We start from the raw sequence: 13,951 nt of genomic DNA on the forward strand, positions 1-13,951 counted from the left end.
CTCAACGTAGTGCAGCAATCGTTTTCTCAGCTTCACCAAAAGCTCGGAAGAGCCGTACTTAGACCTCAAAGTTGGCAAGGCAGACGGCAAAGCATTTCTGTCTCAAGAGCAGGCGGATTTACTGCGATCGCTGCGTTCTCATGTGTTGGAGACAAGCAAAATGGAGGGCTTTGCTAACAGTAATAGTGGAGAGTTAACCGTTGCTAATCCATCCAACCTGACTGAATCTACTGCATCAAGGGCTGAGGAAGCGACCATTGAGAACGACTTAGGCAAGCAGATTTTTCGAGCCGCCGCAGAATTAAAAGTCTCGGAACTAGCGATGATGCCTGCGATCGTGTGAGAAGTGGCAAACCGCATGACGAAGGAGGACTTACCCGAAGACCTCAAACAGAAGATTGATCAGACCGAGGAGGCAACCCGCCCAAATTTTCATCCAGGGGCGATCGCCGACAATCTGATTCAACAATTCCGTCAGAGCCGCGAACAACTCGCCTAGATCGTGAAGCCTTCGATCGTGTCTGCGCTGTGATCAATTCGGGTCACAGCGCTTTCTTTAGTCATTGGGGAAGCGGGATCGGGAATTGAGGAGTTCTGGAAGGCGATTTACAAACAGTTTGAGAGTGAGTTGACCTGTGCCAGTGTCACCTATAAGGGCAGTACAAAAGTCTTTTTTAAGTCCCTGGCAGAACAGCTAGACATTCCGACTGAAGCGGTCAGTTTCAATGATGAGTGTGAGGACGGAGGAAAGCCGCTGACGGTCGATGAGTTGAAAGAAGAGATTTTGTCTAACCTCACCCACGACACGCTGATCATCTTGCCTGAAGCGAAACGGCTCCCGGCATCGGTACGGTATTGGTTGGAAGACGCGATTAGCGCAGAGCGCAACTCCGTAGGAACCGCATCAGGTGCGAGAATTGTTTGCTTTAGCCCGGTCAATCTGGGGCGCGATATCTTTCTCTCGCTGTTGGAGGTTGAGTTGGAGTTTGCCGGACGATCGCAGCATTCGCGAGGTGATGGAGCAGGAAGCCAAGAAGTTAGGGTTGTCGCTTAGTCAGTCTAAATTGGCAGAATTGCAGCCTTTAGCGGGTCGTAACCCGATGCTGGCTAGAAAGGTGGTTCAGCGTCAGAAGCTGGGGATGATAGCAAGACCAGGTGCAGCACACGCAATACGTTGTGATTATGCCAATCATTCTCGCGGCGTTGTTTTTGTTTGCGGTGGTGCGTTTCATTGGGTTGGGCACGAATAACAAAGGCTTGTATATCTCGGGTGGAATGGCGCTTACGGTAGCGATGGGACTAAAGCAACTAGGACGGGTGCAGGGGTCGAGGAGAAAGTTAGGGCAGTGATAGAAAATGGCTACATTCCTCCGGAAGTCTTTTTGCTGTCTAGAAAACTGTAGAAAGATGAAAGAAGAATTAGTAATACGAGAGGCTTTAGATGTCACTAGCCCGTCAAGATAGATTTGTAGAAAGCTTGAAGAATATGCAGAGTAAGTACCCTGAGTATTCGCAGATTTTGAAATTTTTAATTGAGCAAGTTCAACAAGGAAAAGTAGCAGCAGTTCAAGCGAAACTTCAACAACTACGAGAGGAAGACTGGTAGGTTACTAATAGGACAGTTTAGGACATTTAAGTACTGTCCCCAACTGTCCTGGATATGCTTAAAGAACTCCGTTAGCTTAGTTATTGTAAGCACAACAGGTCTAATAGCTAAAATGGCAAGATACCGCGGTGACGAGTTTATTCACCAATTGATTCAACTAATGAAATTCTATCCAGAATATGCTTCTGTTCTAGAGTTATTAATCGACCAATTAAATCAGGGCAAAGAATCAAGAATTAAGGAAAAGCTTCAGGAACTACGAGAGGAAGACTGGTATTAATTTCATTCAAATTAATCTCTCTTGAATTCCTGCTTGTAAGACTATCTAGAATCTTATAGGAAGAATCCTAATTAGATAGTCTAAGCATAGTGTTATGGCTTGAGAGGACTCAGGAGGTAGATTCTGGTTGACTTTTTGATCTTTGATGAAAGTTAGTGCTTCTATGTAGAGGGAGATTTCCCGTGTTATAGGAAGTAATGATTCTTGTATAGCGCCATCTATAATTTCCCAGCTTCCCTCTTCCAGGCAGAGATACACTGTTTGTAAATATTTTCTGATTTCTTGAGAAAATTGCTCAAGATCTAATTCATCTGTACTTGTGTCGTTAGAACTTCGACTAAAATTTTTTGTCAAGGCAGCTTCAGCAGCTTCTCTTGACAGGAATTTTCGATTCGCTTTTAACCATTCCATAGCAGGAAGGCTATCTTCCTCGCTTTGTTTCAGCTGACTTAATGCCATCCCTAGTCCTTCGATCAATTCTTTTGCTCGTCCTGAATCAGTCGCTTCTCCACTTTCAATCTTTCTAATAGACTCTTCTATCAAAGCATCTTCTAAAGGCAGCACATCTTTGTCTGCTAGCTTTAGAAAGTTGATAATTGCATATGCCTTGTCTTTATCAACTCCCTCTCCCTTGAAGAAACGCTTAATAGTTTTATCACTAATTTGTAAGCTGCTTGCTATTGCCTCGTAAGTCAAGCGCCCATTCTCGAAGCTTCCTTTTGCTGCAAGGAGAAGTTTAATTCCATCAGGAGTGGCACGAATGCCACGTTGCCGCTGTTGACTCATGAGGATAAAACCTATGGTTGTAGATTGAGATTGAGTAACTTAATGGCTGTTGAACTAAATATAGTATTTATTAAATAGTAAGGGAAAATCGCTGAAACTTATCTGCACTAAACGTTCTAAGAATTTTTATAGTTCATTTGAACTATATTTTCAACAATTTCGATTACTACTTTCTAACGGACTTATCACTTAGGGGGACACAAAAGGACATTTATTCGACTGAAATTACCTCCTAGAAAACTGAAAAAGTAACTTAATGATTTGACCTTTACTGATCTGGTTTACGCGCTTTAGAGAGCCTACCTTGGTTTTATACGAACCAATTAGGAGACGAAAATGATAAATTTGTTCAATTCCTTTAACCGTTTTACGCAGCTACAAATTGACGCATATATCCAGCAAACGGAGAGGTTAAAAATCACGAAAAGGTCATCTCTAGAGTGTAAAATTGATAAATTTTCCACAGTAAGGCAACCGTTTCCAATCTGGCAGATTACTGTACCGCTTGGAGTCGTCCTAATTTTTGCAACAGGTTCTCTGACTGCTTACTTTATGGCTGAAGGTCGGTTGCTTTTTGACTTATACGTGAGTCGGGAACAAATCAAAGTAAGAGCAGATGTAGACAAAAGGGAGGGTGATTTAAGCAGACAAAAGAGTTTAAGGAGTAACGATCGAGATACAGAAACCGCAAGATAAATAGGCTGGTAGTCTTTCTGTAAGCTCCTGAATAGTGATTCAGGAGCTTTAACTAGAGTGAATGGTTTGAATTCTAGGGCAATCTATCGGTAGCCTTTCTCTATGAAAATTGCCACACCTAATGATGTCGATCACCCACGCTACGATCGCAGCCGCTGGAACCTCCCTCACCCTCAGCACCGCAGACCCGATCACTTTGGGACTCGCGCTTATTGGCTCCCAGCTTCCCGACATCGACACTACTACTAGCACAATTGGGCAAATACTCTATCCGATCTCGGCAGGGTTTGAGAAACGCTATCCACATCGCGCAATCACTCACAGTTAATCGGTTACGTTTCAGGACACATTACAACCGCGATCGCGCCTCCCTTGGGTCATCTACTCGCCTGTTTCTCAGATTGTTTCACCAAACAAGGCGTTCAGTTGTTCTATCCAGTTCCGGCGTGGTGCATCAGTGTTGCCAATCCGAAGAAGCGACTGACGACGGGCGGAACAGGCGAGTATTGGGTATTGTCCATCGCACTAGGCTTACTCATCCTGGGGCTGCATATCGGCAGTTCTGGGGGCATTACCGAGCAAGTTACCACAGCGTTAGGCATGACCGACGGCGCGATCGAAATCTATAGAACCCATTTGGGTTCTATGCACTTACTAACCTCTTAAGCATTAGACGAATAAAACAAAGGTTGAGCTTCGCTGTAGCATGGTCAAGCGTTCTCTCAAAGTTCTTGACCAAACTCTTGCACCGCTCCATCCAGGCATTCGAGCGCTCAACTATCCATCGAGTTGCTATGGGGACAAAGCCTGTTTTCCCCTGTGCTGTCTTCTCTGCTTGGGTCGGCTTAGAAGCAAGTTCAAAGCGAATTTTCGTCATAATCTGTGGGTAGAGTTGCTGCAAAGCAGCGATCAGTTTGTCGGGGTGATAGCCGTGGTCAAGCAAAATCGTAATCTTAGGAATATTGACAGGCTTAGCCCGAAAGTAATCTAAATTGCGGCCCAGCAGTTCAATCAATCCCTGGTCGTCCGAAACATTGGCTTTAGTGCAATGGGTGAAGAAGGGCAACCCTAACGTATGGATGGCGAGATGGCGTTTGATGCCATTGGTGCATTTGTAGTGACAAAACCCTTTCGATGCAACACTGGCATTGCAGGTGTTCTTCACGGCTTGAGAGTCGAGGATGAGTCAGCGCGTCCATTTTGGTTTTTTTTGACGTGTTGCCGTACCTGTCCATGCAGAGCCGTCATGATTCGTTCCAGTACCCCTTCAGCACGCCATTGTTTGTAATGCCAGAAGACGGTGGAGTAAGGGGGCAAGACTTTGGGCAAATTACACCAATTGCAGCCATTCTTGAGTTGATAGAAGATGCCATTGAGGATTTGTCGTTTGCTCCAACGGGGTGGTCTAGTTTTCTTCTTTTGGGGCAGTAACGGTTTGATCAGTTCCCACTCTGGGTCAGTTAAGCTGCTGGAGTACACCATTTATTTCTAATCTTACCTTGTCAAATAAGATCCCAAATGGGTTCTATAATCAAAAGTCACCGAGCTATCACGTCTGGGCGGAAGTGAAAGGAATTTGGACAGCAGATCGCACCCGCGCTGATGGCAAATACTTCATCCTTGCCAATGAGGGAGAGTCGTTCATCCTGAGCGATAACAAGGGTGGAGTCTATAAGAGTGAACAACAGATTTTGATCGAGAGAATGGCTGCCAGTCTAGGCAATCCCGCCACAACGCAGCTTACAACCATCACCTTCACGGATGAAGAAATCACACCGAAGTGAGTGAACTCGCCGCCACGCAGCCCAATGCATTGATTCTCCTCAGTGGTTCATTAGCCGTGGACCTGCCTAAAAATATTCAGGTCCCGGTTGTGGCAAACCAATTTCAGACCGCAAAGCTAGCCGATAAAACAATCACGCTGACCTTCCATCCCCTCGAATCGACCTTGCAGCAATTAGCTGAACAGTATGTAACGGGAACTCTAACCGCGAAACTCATTGCCCCACGCCCTCAATGAGGGTACGGCAATGATTGGGTGAGAATAAGCAGGGCAAGTTTGGGGTAAAGCTGGGTGAGCGGGAGATGGATTCGTGGGTTATTGATGATGTCGAGTCCTCCTCAATTTAGCGATTGTTCCTTTGCTCACCACATAAAGAATCAGCGTTGGAAAGGCGAGGTGCAGCAGTAAAGCCAACATTGCTGAAATGAGCTTAGACCAGTCAATTGCGTTCGGTTGGCTCATGCTGGTGAAAATCGGAGGAAGTGCCTCGGACAGGAGAATAGAGGCCCACAATACTGCCGGAATTGCAAACACCAACCAGCTAGAGATAATAATCCACCACGGCATTCTTCCCCTGCCGATTGACCGATAAGCTCGACCTTCGAGCGCAATCCGTTGCATGGGAGCTAAACCAGATGGAGCCGTTTCGGCGACGGGGTAGCTTTGAGAAGCAGGAATGTCAACGGTGTATTTCTGAGGCTGAATCCGGAAGAAAGCGTCTTGTGGAGGGTCTTCAGGAGGATCGGTTTCGGAATGCTCATTCATAGCTCAAGTTGGCAATGAAGCTCTTTGTAAGTTGAGATTCATTCGCTTTCATCCGGTTTCCGGAGTCTGATGCTACTGGCTTCACAGATCGAAACCATTACGTACGGGCACACTAACCCTGATGCTGATTGCCCCTGTCCGTTATGAGGCGATTCCAACTGACTGCTGTTCTTCTATTGATGGCGGGCTGCACCGCACAAGCGCAAAACTCACAACCGGCTCCTTCGCCAACGGTCGCGCCTATCTCGCAACCTTCCTCGGCCCCGCCTGGTCGAGCATCGCAGCGGTTTACGTTGAGACTGACGCTCTCAGCGCCGAAAGACCTAAAGGTGAAAGAGGGTGACGTTGTAGTGGTGAATCAAGTCCTGAGCGATCGCACTCGTGAACGGCAGCGCTTAGAGGCACAAAAGCAACAGCTTGACATCCAGATTCAACGCTTAAAACAACCGATTCCCGCCCCATTGCCACTGCGGAGAATCCCCGATATTGCGCCATTACCAATCGATGCCTTCGACGAGGAACAAGCCGCGATCGCTCAAGCAAAGCTGCATCTGGAAAAGATAGAACGCGATCGCGACAACCAACAGCGCAAAATCGATGCGCTATCCATCTTGCCACCAAATGAAGTGCCTGTAATTGTGGTTGCCCATGAAGGCGAGAAGCTAAAGCAGCGAGATAGCGATATGCAGGAGGCACAATCAGAACTGCGACTGGCAGAAGCTAAGTTAGAGAACGCGAAGCGGAATTATCAGTATCAGAGCTACCAATACTCTCTCGAACTGAGTAAACGGGATATCTCGATTCAACAGCAGCAATTAGAACATGAGCGACAGCAACAAGAGCAAGGGCAACGCCAGCGAGATCGCGACTTCCAAATCGCTCAAGTGACCGCAGGATTACAAAATATCGAAACTCAGTTAGCGGCATTATCCATCGTTCGGAGTCCCTACAATGGCAAAATTCAACGGGTTAAATGGCAAGGGCAAGACAACCAGAATCTTTCTGTCGAGCTTACTCTTATCACTGGCGATTTGCGGAACGTGCCACGCGCAAACACCAGCACCCGCAACGAAGCCACCAACCGCGAGAACCGGATCGAACCTTTCTCCACCGCCCAAACCACCAACGACTAAGCCATCGGCTGAAGTAGAAGAGTCCTCAGTTGAGCCAACCTCCAACGATGAGACAGAATCCCCTACGGCGTTGCTGAATAGCAGGATGAATCAGGCAGGAACAGGGACATCCCAGAATTTGAGATAGTGTAGAAGCAAGCGAATGGCATGTTTCAACATCTCCTTTGACTTGGAGTAGCACAAGGTCTTGCGATGTAATCGTGCTAGGTAGTGGCGCAAGCGTGTGTTTTCGCCTTCAACCCGAGTCATGTACGTCTTGCTAATAATCTGATTCCCATCGGGAATGAAACCTGGATAGACAGACCACCCATCCGTGACGTAGAAGTAGCACTGCCAGAGTGCCACGACTGCCCATAAGGGCTGAAAGGTCTTAGCGCTGTGGTCTCCCAACGTCCACCCTAAGATGCCAGGTCGGAAGTGGTCTACTGCTGTCGGGATCCAGACCTTGTTTTTTTCGCTCCGACAAACGTTTCGAGTTCATCGAGTTCTCCCACCTCCGGTATCTGCTCTGGGGCATAACTATCCGGAAGGTTCTCTCCAACCTGCTTGAGCCAATGAATGACGGTCGTGTGATGCACGCCTTTGACCCGCTCAATGGCGCGAAAGCCCATGCCGTTGACCGACATCTTTAAGCAGTCTCGCTTGACCTCGTCGGAATAGCCTCGAACGGTATAGTCATCTAAAAACTGACGATTGCATTCGGCGCAAATATAGTTTTGCTTGCCTCTGCGCTTGCCATTTTTGCGAATGTGGGTTGAGTGGCACTCAGGGCATTCCATCATAGGTTAACCTCCATTCCTCCCCTCATTATGCAACGCCGATTTCCATTGTCCCGCTCGGTTTTGAGAATGGCTTGGGTCGCTTCACGTTGCCCTTTCACCATCGCGCCTTGAACCTCGTTTTGCTGATTGAGGGCTTTGGCTTTGGCTTTAGATTTTGACTTCCGCACTTCCGGTTCTGCTTTTTTGTCACTTCCAGCGGGTTCGGAAGTGGTGGAAGTGGTGGAAGTAAGCAGGGCTGTTTTATTGATAGTAGAAAAACTAAGATCAAGCCACTGTTGATCTGTGAGTGACCATGAGCTTAATTGAGCATCTCAAACAAGTGCGCGATTATCGGACACAACCGCGTTACCCATTGTGGGCAGTGTTGGTGTTAATCATCATGGGGACAATGAGCGGTGCAGTGGGCTATCGAGCCTTGGGCGAGTTTGTCGAGCGGCATCAAGCAGTGCTGCTCGAATTGATGGAGTTGCCGCATCAACGCCTGCCGTCCTATTCGACGTTGCGACAGGTGATGATTCGGATCGACTTTGCTTCGCTGACTCGTACCTTTAATGCGTGGGCATTCGAACAATTAAAACTGCAACCTGGAGAGCACCTTGCTGTCGATGGCAAAAGCATCAAAGCCAGCGTCGAGGACTACGACAGCCGATATCAGGATTTTGTCAACATCGTGTCTGCGTACTGTGTCCGTCAAGGTGTTGTGGTCGGGCTTGCGCCGATGCACACGCAAGCAGGCAGTGAAATTGACATGGTGAGAGTGCTGCTCGAAACGCTGAAATTGCAGGACGTTTGCTTTAGTCTTGATGCGTTGCACACCCAAAAAAACAGTTGAGCAGATTATCGAGAGTGGCAATGATTACATAATCACAGTTAAAGGCAATCAGCCGAAGCTGTATCAGTATCTGCAAGCCCAGTTTGAAAAACACCAAACACAGGATGTCGATAACCAAACTGAACAAGCTCGCAACCGGATTACACAGCGCACTGTAAGCGTTTTAGATAATGTTGAGGAACTCGATACTGCTTGGGTGGGCGTGCGGCGCTTCATTCGAGTAGAACGTATAGGCATTCGGGGTACAGAACCCACGCATGAAGCGATGTTTTATATCAGTTCCGTTGCCGCAGATGCTAAAGTATTTAGCCGATTGATTCGAGACCATTGGCACATCGAAAATCGATTGCACTGGGTTAAAGATGTTGTCTTTAAAGAAGACCTAACCCCAATCTGCTCAGGTCATGCTCCAGAAAATATGGCAATCCTGCGAACGATTGCGCTCAATCTCTTTCGACTGCATGAATTTACTTCCATTACTAAAGCCATTCGAGCAGTAGCGCATGATGTCCGTCGCCTCTTTTGCTTCTTTCAATAAACTCGCTTTTTCATCGAGTCTCAACGCTCGTTGCCGAACTTATTCACAGTAAAGACTGTTATCAATCATTCGAGTCTCGGCGAGAATACAACCAAAAGCTTGCAGAATCTCGATATTTACTCCCTCAGCACCCCGCAGGTTAGCACCCCGCAAGTCAGCCCTGTCCAAATCAGCTTCACCCAAAACAGCCCCTCTCAAATCAGCACTTGTGAAATTGGCATCGCACAGCACGACTTGTTTGAATGCAACGCCACTCAGATTCGCATTGGTCAAATTGCAACCAGTTAAATCACATTCGATAAACATCGCCCCACCGAGGTCAGCTTGACTCAGGTTCACTTGTTTCAGGTCACATCCATCAGCAATGATTCCACGCAAGCGAGCATGACTTAAATTGGCTCCACTCCAATCACCATCCAATCTACTCCCACAAAGATTGACTCCATTCAAATCCCTTCCATTCAGGAGCATGGCGTACTCTTCAGCATATAATCGAAGTCCGCTGAAGTTCCTTTCTCCAGTAGCATAACGCTGCAACAATTCCTCAGCAGTCATAACTTCAACCTTCAAACACAATCATTCCCACCTGAACAGAATTCCCTCAGCGACAAGCCCTATTTCATTTCGACTTGAAGAAAGGGTTTTAGCCGCCTTATTTCTCTACTTCCCCATCAGCGACGTTACTTAGAATCAAGTACAAGAATGGTGGTTTTAGGATAATTCTATTTTCAATAAATCAGCCCTGGTGGAAGTAAGCAGGTTATCAGCAGCGGTACGAATAGCTAGAAGTTCCTCAGAATCAGGGTCGTAGCTGTCTTTTAGGTCAATTCCGAGTGTGGAAGTTACTTCCAGTAGAACTTCCGCCGAATATTCGGCTTCAAGTTGGGCAAGGGTGATCATGGCAGTTGCTGGGTGAAGTGTTGGATTTCACGGTCGAGGTCAACGCCGCACTGCTGAAACTTCAATTTCAAGAGGGCAGGCTGGGTACGGTAGCGCTTGAAAGCTTCACGGCTATTGACGCCGGGACGGGCAGATAGCCAGAGGCGGAGTTTGAACAGTTCGATTAATTCGGGTTGGGTGAAGTGGTAGGTGTGTTGCAGATTGAGGGCGGCGCGATCGGCGTTGAAGGTAAGTCTGTGCCTGACGTTGAGGACTTCACGCGCCTTGATTGCGCTGACCACAGGCAAATCATTAATTGCAGTCACTTCGATCGTGGGCATCGTTCAGGGGTGTTCAGGGGTGAATAAGGGGTGAACGCTCAAGTCAGGGGTGAACGCTTGACTGAAAGGATAGCACAAGATACCCACTAAGGAACCACTAAGGAACTAAACCGAGCTATGATTTTGTCACATTTCTTAGTGGTTCCTTAGAAAGAGCGTAGGATAATGACGAACGAAGTATTGCAATAGCCGGAAATGCCTGAAACCGACGCCCCAAAGATGGAATATATTCGCTTTGCTGTCCCTGCTCCATTGCTGCAAGAGGCGCTTGAACTAGCCGAAAGCGAGGGGTGGAAGCCTGCTGAGTTACATCGAATATTTTGGGAGCGAGGCTTCGCGGCATACGCAGAAGGCAGCAACAAGCGACGGGTCAATAAATCGCTTAGGAAAAAGGACAATGACGACGACTAACTCAAAGAGAATTATTGTTGCGAAACTTGATGAGGTAGTAACGCCATGATCACCCTCGAAACATTAGAACGGTGGCTCCTCATACCCACAGAAACAGAGCGGGTTGAATTTAAAGAAGCTAAGCGACAGTACGACACGACCAAACTGCTGCGCTACTGCGTCGCTTTAGCCAATGAAGGGGGTGGTTATCTAGTTTTGGGCGTGACCGACAAACCGCCGCGCCGTGTAGTCGATTCTCAGGCTTTTTCATCGGCAAGCGACCTCAACAGCATCAAAGCCTTCATTGTTGAAAAACTCAGATTTCACGTGGAAGTCACGGAATTGCAGCATTCTGATGGCCGAGTGCTGGTTTTTGAGGTGCCAACCCGCCCCGTTGGGCAAGCATTAGCCTTCGAGGGAGCTTACCTGATGCGAGTGGGTGAAGACTTGGTACCTATGACCCCTGATAGGCTCAAGCGCATTTTTGCCGAAGACCAGCAAGATTGGTTTTGTCAACCCGCCCGATCCGACGCCAACCCTGATGATGTAATCGCCCTACTCGATACACAGAAGTACTTTGAGCTATTGGAATTACCATATCCGACCAGTCGCGATGCTGTACTGGAACGGTTACAGGGTGACGACTTCATCAGTCAGACAGCTAACGGTCTGATGATCACTAATCTAGCTGCCATACTCCTGGCTAAAAAGCTTGATGCCTTTTCACCAAAACTGGCTCGTAAAGCACCTCGCGTAGTTATTTATGAGGGCATCAACAAGTTGCAGACTCGCTACGACAGGACAGACAACCGGGGGTACGCGGTTGCCTTTGAAGATTTGGTAGATTTTGTCTATTCATCCGCACCGCAAAATCGCTTCATTGAAGAAGTTGTTCGCGAAGAAGTCAAAATGTTTCCGAGACAGGCTCTGCGAGAGTTAATTGCCAATGCTTTAGTGCATCAAGATTTTCTAGCTACAGGAGCTTCAGTAATGATCGAGATGTATAGCGATCGCATTGAGATCTCTAATCCCGGCATCCCTCCCATTCAAGTAGAACGTTTTATTGACGAACATCGTTCACGCAATGAACAACTGGCTGATGTCATGCGCTGTTTCGGTATTTGCGAAGAAAAAGGCAGCGGCATTGATAAAGTAATCGATGCTGCAGAAGTCTTTCAACTACCTGCACCAGATTTTCGGGTTGGCGAGACACGTACTACGGCACTCTTATTTGCTCATCAGGATTTTGCTGACATGAGCAAATCAGACCGGATTCGAGCCTGCTACCAGCATTGCTGCCTTCTATATGTCAGTAACCGGCGAATGTCGAACCAAACCCTACGGGAACGATTTCGTTTAGGTGAGAAATCAGCGGCTGTTTCTCAAATTATCGGACTCACTAAGGAAGAGGGCTTGATTAAGTCAGATGACTCTGACTCTACTTCCACTCGCTATGCCCGCTACCTTCCCTTCTGGGCGTAAGAGTGCTTAAAAGCAAATCGATATAAGTAAATGCTGAAGGGTGAAACCCTTGCTAGATAGGCGTTTAAGTGCTTAAAAGCAAATCTAGGGACAGAGGGTTTGATCAAACTTTAAACCCTTACAAGAAGCGTCCCTGTGAGGGTTTCTGTTAAGCGTCAATTGGAATGAGATCATGAAATCTAATCGCCCTTCGCAAGTTCTCATCATCCCAGTGATCTGAGTGCTCAATCCAAGCGATCGTTTCTGAATCGATTGAAACGTGGGTTTCATGGGGGCAGTTTGGCGAGTTGAAAATAGATTTGGCTAATTCTTCCTGCTGTCGTTCAAGTTTTGTAAGGGTTTGCAGTAGCTCTTGGCGCTGCTGATCTAAGGTCTGGAGTTGTTTGAGTTGGGTGAGTAGGGCCATGCTGCCTCTGCTTCTACAAAGTGTGCGGTATCAAGCGAGCCTTGAGCGTATTCGCTAAGCGGTGGATGGTTGAGAACCAAGAGCCTCACGAGTTCATTGGCAACTCCTTCAGTTTCTGCGCGAGTGCGTGGATGTCAAGCAGCAATTCTGAATACTGCCATCCGTCCGTCTCCCAGAGGGCTTGAGCTACTCTTGTTTGCAGTTGCTTGTTGAGCCAAGGCTTAGCTGCCATTTCCAAAGCCTCCAACCAACTCCCGATTGTCGTTATCCGCCAATTTCTGAGCAATTTCCATCCTCATTTCCAGTTTTGCCACGCTGAACTCGTTGCGAAGCCGATCGAGAGTAGCCGCTATTTCTGCCTGCTCTCGCTTCAGGTTGCCGATCTGATGCAAGCATTCGGAGTAACTTCTGTTTGCTAGACAGCACCTCCCAAACTTTCGCTTTACGCTGAGCCTCATTTTTGAGGGATCGAACTGGATGTCGAGATCGACGACTGATTCTGCACTGATTTTATCGTCGGTGAGGGTAGCGATCGCGGCATTGATTTGATTGAGATGTTGCTGTGCCGCGTAAATGGCTTGGGGATACTCGGCTGTTCATGAGTTGCGTCCTACTTGTACCATTTGATTTCTGCCCAAAATTAGAGTTCAGCTTACAGCGCATTCACGAAATCCGATATCGGCAATGAGCCAAAACTTGCCATCAATTTCGATCACGCCTATGCTGGTTGAGCAATGCTCGCTATCTCCAAGCTTTGTGATGTCTGGATGGCTCCCACCAGGCTTTTGTATCGTACTGAGTGCGGGCACAGGAGTAGCCCAGCATGTTTTGAACGTCTGCCAATGACTTCGGAGACTCATCCATCTGGTCAACTGGCTGGAGGTCAGCGCGACCAATGGTGATGATTTGGCTAGAAAACATTGCAGCTTCAAGATTATGCCGATACTCTGGACTGCTGAAGATTCGAGCGTTATGTTAGCTAGCTAGCATGGCTCCCTTGTTGCGTAGAACAAAATTTCACAGAGTTGGTTGCAAATTGTCTGATTCTCCGGTTTTGCTTCTAACACATCATAGAGCAGCGCGATCCAAAGGAGCTTGGCAAAGCCAATTGCATCAATCGCTCCGACCTCCTCAACAACTTTCTCAAGCTGTTTGATTGCCACAAGTCGTCTCACTTTCTGATGGATGGATTGCAAATTAGGCAGTAGATCCGGTTGTTGTGGGCTTCCTTGAGCCAAATCTCTAGCTCTCG

Annotated in this window: 25 protein-coding genes and 1 pseudogene; 12 read left to right on the forward strand and 14 right to left on the reverse strand. The window is 47.5% G+C overall.

Annotated features, from left to right (window positions below; all coding sequences use genetic code 11):
• The first annotated feature begins 160 nt into the window (after positions 1-160).
• The 4 genes from AC5JLB_RS07345 to AC5JLB_RS07360 all read left to right on the forward strand — a co-directional run bounded on the left by AC5JLB_RS07345 (position 161) and on the right by AC5JLB_RS07360 (position 1,350).
• Positions 161-343: a hypothetical protein gene (locus AC5JLB_RS07345; RefSeq protein ID WP_495873182.1), complete on the forward strand. Its 183-nt coding sequence runs from the start codon at positions 161-163 to the stop codon at positions 341-343.
• A 15-nt stretch (positions 344-358) separates the two neighbouring features.
• Positions 359-499 carry a hypothetical protein gene (locus AC5JLB_RS07350; protein WP_495873183.1) on the forward strand — a complete coding sequence of 47 codons (141 nt, stop codon included), beginning with the start codon at positions 359-361 and terminating at the stop codon, positions 497-499.
• Positions 500-628: 129 nt separating this feature from the next.
• Positions 629-1,054, forward strand: coding sequence for a hypothetical protein (locus tag AC5JLB_RS07355; protein ID WP_495873184.1), 426 nt, complete (start codon positions 629-631; stop codon positions 1,052-1,054).
• Positions 1,055-1,155: 101 nt separating this feature from the next.
• A complete protein-coding gene (locus AC5JLB_RS07360) occupies positions 1,156-1,350 on the forward strand; it encodes a hypothetical protein (protein WP_495873185.1) in 195 nt (64 codons plus the stop codon).
• Between the two features lie 581 nt (positions 1,351-1,931).
• On the opposite strand, the gene AC5JLB_RS07365 is transcribed toward AC5JLB_RS07360, so the two are convergent.
• Positions 1,932-2,672: a hypothetical protein gene (locus AC5JLB_RS07365; RefSeq protein WP_495873186.1), complete on the reverse strand. Its 741-nt coding sequence runs from the start codon at positions 2,670-2,672 to the stop codon at positions 1,932-1,934.
• A gap of 817 nt (positions 2,673-3,489) precedes the next feature.
• Between AC5JLB_RS07365 and AC5JLB_RS07370 the strand changes: the two genes are divergently transcribed.
• Both AC5JLB_RS07370 and AC5JLB_RS07375 read left to right on the forward strand, forming a co-directional pair.
• On the forward strand, positions 3,490-3,696 hold the full coding sequence (locus AC5JLB_RS07370; protein ID WP_495873187.1) for a metal-dependent hydrolase: 207 nt from the start codon (positions 3,490-3,492) through the stop codon (positions 3,694-3,696).
• Positions 3,697-3,740: 44 nt separating this feature from the next.
• Positions 3,741-4,034, forward strand: a complete 294-nt coding sequence (locus AC5JLB_RS07375) for a hypothetical protein (RefSeq protein WP_495873188.1) — start codon at positions 3,741-3,743, stop codon at positions 4,032-4,034.
• On the opposite strand, the gene AC5JLB_RS07380 is transcribed toward AC5JLB_RS07375, so the two are convergent.
• Together AC5JLB_RS07380 and AC5JLB_RS07385 are read right to left on the reverse strand one after the other, a co-directional pair.
• The gene (locus AC5JLB_RS07380; protein ID WP_495873189.1) at positions 4,012-4,533 is read right to left on the reverse strand and encodes a transposase; all 522 of its coding nucleotides are present in this window, start codon (positions 4,531-4,533) and stop codon (positions 4,012-4,014) included. The genes AC5JLB_RS07375 and AC5JLB_RS07380 overlap by 23 nt on opposite strands.
• On the reverse strand, positions 4,530-4,850 hold the full coding sequence (locus AC5JLB_RS07385; RefSeq protein WP_495873190.1) for a transposase: 321 nt from the start codon (positions 4,848-4,850) through the stop codon (positions 4,530-4,532). The genes AC5JLB_RS07380 and AC5JLB_RS07385 overlap by 4 nt, the downstream gene beginning before the upstream one ends.
• Before the next feature lie 17 nt (positions 4,851-4,867).
• Between AC5JLB_RS07385 and AC5JLB_RS07390 the strand changes: the two genes are divergently transcribed.
• Both AC5JLB_RS07390 and AC5JLB_RS07395 read left to right on the forward strand, forming a co-directional pair.
• Complete coding sequence (locus tag AC5JLB_RS07390) at positions 4,868-5,152, forward strand: hypothetical protein (protein ID WP_495873191.1); 285 nt, start codon at positions 4,868-4,870, stop codon at positions 5,150-5,152.
• Positions 5,149-5,388, forward strand: a complete 240-nt coding sequence (locus AC5JLB_RS07395; RefSeq protein ID WP_495873192.1) for a hypothetical protein — start codon at positions 5,149-5,151, stop codon at positions 5,386-5,388. The genes AC5JLB_RS07390 and AC5JLB_RS07395 overlap by 4 nt, the downstream gene beginning before the upstream one ends.
• Before the next feature lie 78 nt (positions 5,389-5,466).
• Here AC5JLB_RS07395 and AC5JLB_RS07400 read toward each other — a convergent pair whose 3' ends face one another.
• Positions 5,467-5,916, reverse strand: coding sequence for a hypothetical protein (locus tag AC5JLB_RS07400; RefSeq protein ID WP_495873193.1), 450 nt, complete (start codon positions 5,914-5,916; stop codon positions 5,467-5,469).
• A gap of 143 nt (positions 5,917-6,059) precedes the next feature.
• Between AC5JLB_RS07400 and AC5JLB_RS07405 the strand changes: the two genes are divergently transcribed.
• On the forward strand, positions 6,060-7,049 hold the full coding sequence (locus tag AC5JLB_RS07405) for an HlyD family secretion protein (RefSeq protein ID WP_495873194.1): 990 nt from the start codon (positions 6,060-6,062) through the stop codon (positions 7,047-7,049).
• 90 nt (positions 7,050-7,139) lie between these two features.
• Here AC5JLB_RS07405 and AC5JLB_RS07410 read toward each other — a convergent pair.
• Positions 7,140-7,828 (reverse strand): IS1 family transposase gene (locus AC5JLB_RS07410; protein WP_495873206.1). Its coding sequence is split into 2 segments (ribosomal slippage): positions 7,140-7,501 and positions 7,501-7,828, totalling 690 coding nucleotides; the frame shifts between segments, so codons are not numbered across the junction.
• Positions 7,828-7,998, reverse strand: coding sequence for a hypothetical protein (locus tag AC5JLB_RS07415; protein WP_495873195.1), 171 nt, complete (start codon positions 7,996-7,998; stop codon positions 7,828-7,830). Before AC5JLB_RS07415 ends, AC5JLB_RS07410 begins: the two co-directional genes overlap by 1 nt.
• A gap of 125 nt (positions 7,999-8,123) precedes the next feature.
• Here AC5JLB_RS07415 and AC5JLB_RS07420 point away from each other — a divergent pair.
• A pseudogene (locus AC5JLB_RS07420) lies at positions 8,124-9,201 on the forward strand (ISAs1 family transposase).
• A gap of 39 nt (positions 9,202-9,240) precedes the next feature.
• On the opposite strand, the gene AC5JLB_RS07425 reads toward AC5JLB_RS07420, so the two are convergent.
• The 3 genes from AC5JLB_RS07425 to AC5JLB_RS07435 all read right to left on the reverse strand — a co-directional run bounded on the left by AC5JLB_RS07425 (position 9,241) and on the right by AC5JLB_RS07435 (position 10,421).
• A complete protein-coding gene (locus AC5JLB_RS07425) occupies positions 9,241-9,756 on the reverse strand; it encodes a pentapeptide repeat-containing protein (protein WP_495873196.1) in 516 nt (171 codons plus the stop codon).
• A gap of 156 nt (positions 9,757-9,912) precedes the next feature.
• Positions 9,913-10,101 carry a hypothetical protein gene (locus AC5JLB_RS07430; protein ID WP_495873197.1) on the reverse strand — a complete coding sequence of 63 codons (189 nt, stop codon included), beginning with the start codon at positions 10,099-10,101 and terminating at the stop codon, positions 9,913-9,915.
• Positions 10,098-10,421, reverse strand: coding sequence for a hypothetical protein (locus AC5JLB_RS07435; RefSeq protein ID WP_495873198.1), 324 nt, complete (start codon positions 10,419-10,421; stop codon positions 10,098-10,100). The genes AC5JLB_RS07430 and AC5JLB_RS07435 overlap by 4 nt, the downstream gene beginning before the upstream one ends.
• A gap of 195 nt (positions 10,422-10,616) precedes the next feature.
• Here AC5JLB_RS07435 and AC5JLB_RS07440 point away from each other — a divergent pair, with 195 nt between their 5' ends.
• The gene (locus AC5JLB_RS07440; protein WP_495873199.1) at positions 10,617-10,832 is read left to right on the forward strand and encodes a hypothetical protein; all 216 of its coding nucleotides are present in this window, start codon (positions 10,617-10,619) and stop codon (positions 10,830-10,832) included.
• Positions 10,833-10,877: 45 nt separating this feature from the next.
• Positions 10,878-12,293, forward strand: coding sequence for an ATP-binding protein (locus AC5JLB_RS07445; RefSeq protein ID WP_495873200.1), 1,416 nt, complete (start codon positions 10,878-10,880; stop codon positions 12,291-12,293).
• Positions 12,294-12,441: 148 nt separating this feature from the next.
• Here the strand turns inward: AC5JLB_RS07445 and AC5JLB_RS07450 are convergent, their stop codons facing one another.
• The 5 genes from AC5JLB_RS07450 to AC5JLB_RS07470 all read right to left on the reverse strand — a co-directional run.
• Positions 12,442-12,699, reverse strand: a complete 258-nt coding sequence (locus tag AC5JLB_RS07450; protein ID WP_495873201.1) for a hypothetical protein — start codon at positions 12,697-12,699, stop codon at positions 12,442-12,444.
• A gap of 85 nt (positions 12,700-12,784) precedes the next feature.
• Complete coding sequence (locus AC5JLB_RS07455) at positions 12,785-12,931, reverse strand: hypothetical protein (RefSeq protein WP_495873202.1); 147 nt, start codon at positions 12,929-12,931, stop codon at positions 12,785-12,787.
• A 32-nt stretch (positions 12,932-12,963) separates the two neighbouring features.
• Complete coding sequence (locus AC5JLB_RS07460; RefSeq protein ID WP_495873203.1) at positions 12,964-13,095, reverse strand: hypothetical protein; 132 nt, start codon at positions 13,093-13,095, stop codon at positions 12,964-12,966.
• A 345-nt stretch (positions 13,096-13,440) separates the two neighbouring features.
• Positions 13,441-13,620 (reverse strand): hypothetical protein, encoded by a 180-nt coding sequence (locus tag AC5JLB_RS07465; protein WP_495873204.1) that lies wholly within the window; start codon positions 13,618-13,620, stop codon positions 13,441-13,443.
• A 62-nt stretch (positions 13,621-13,682) separates the two neighbouring features.
• A partial coding sequence (locus AC5JLB_RS07470) for a hypothetical protein (protein WP_495873205.1) occupies positions 13,683-13,951 on the reverse strand: 269 nt, incomplete at its 5' end.

It is taken from the genome of Myxacorys chilensis, assembly GCF_059505265.1.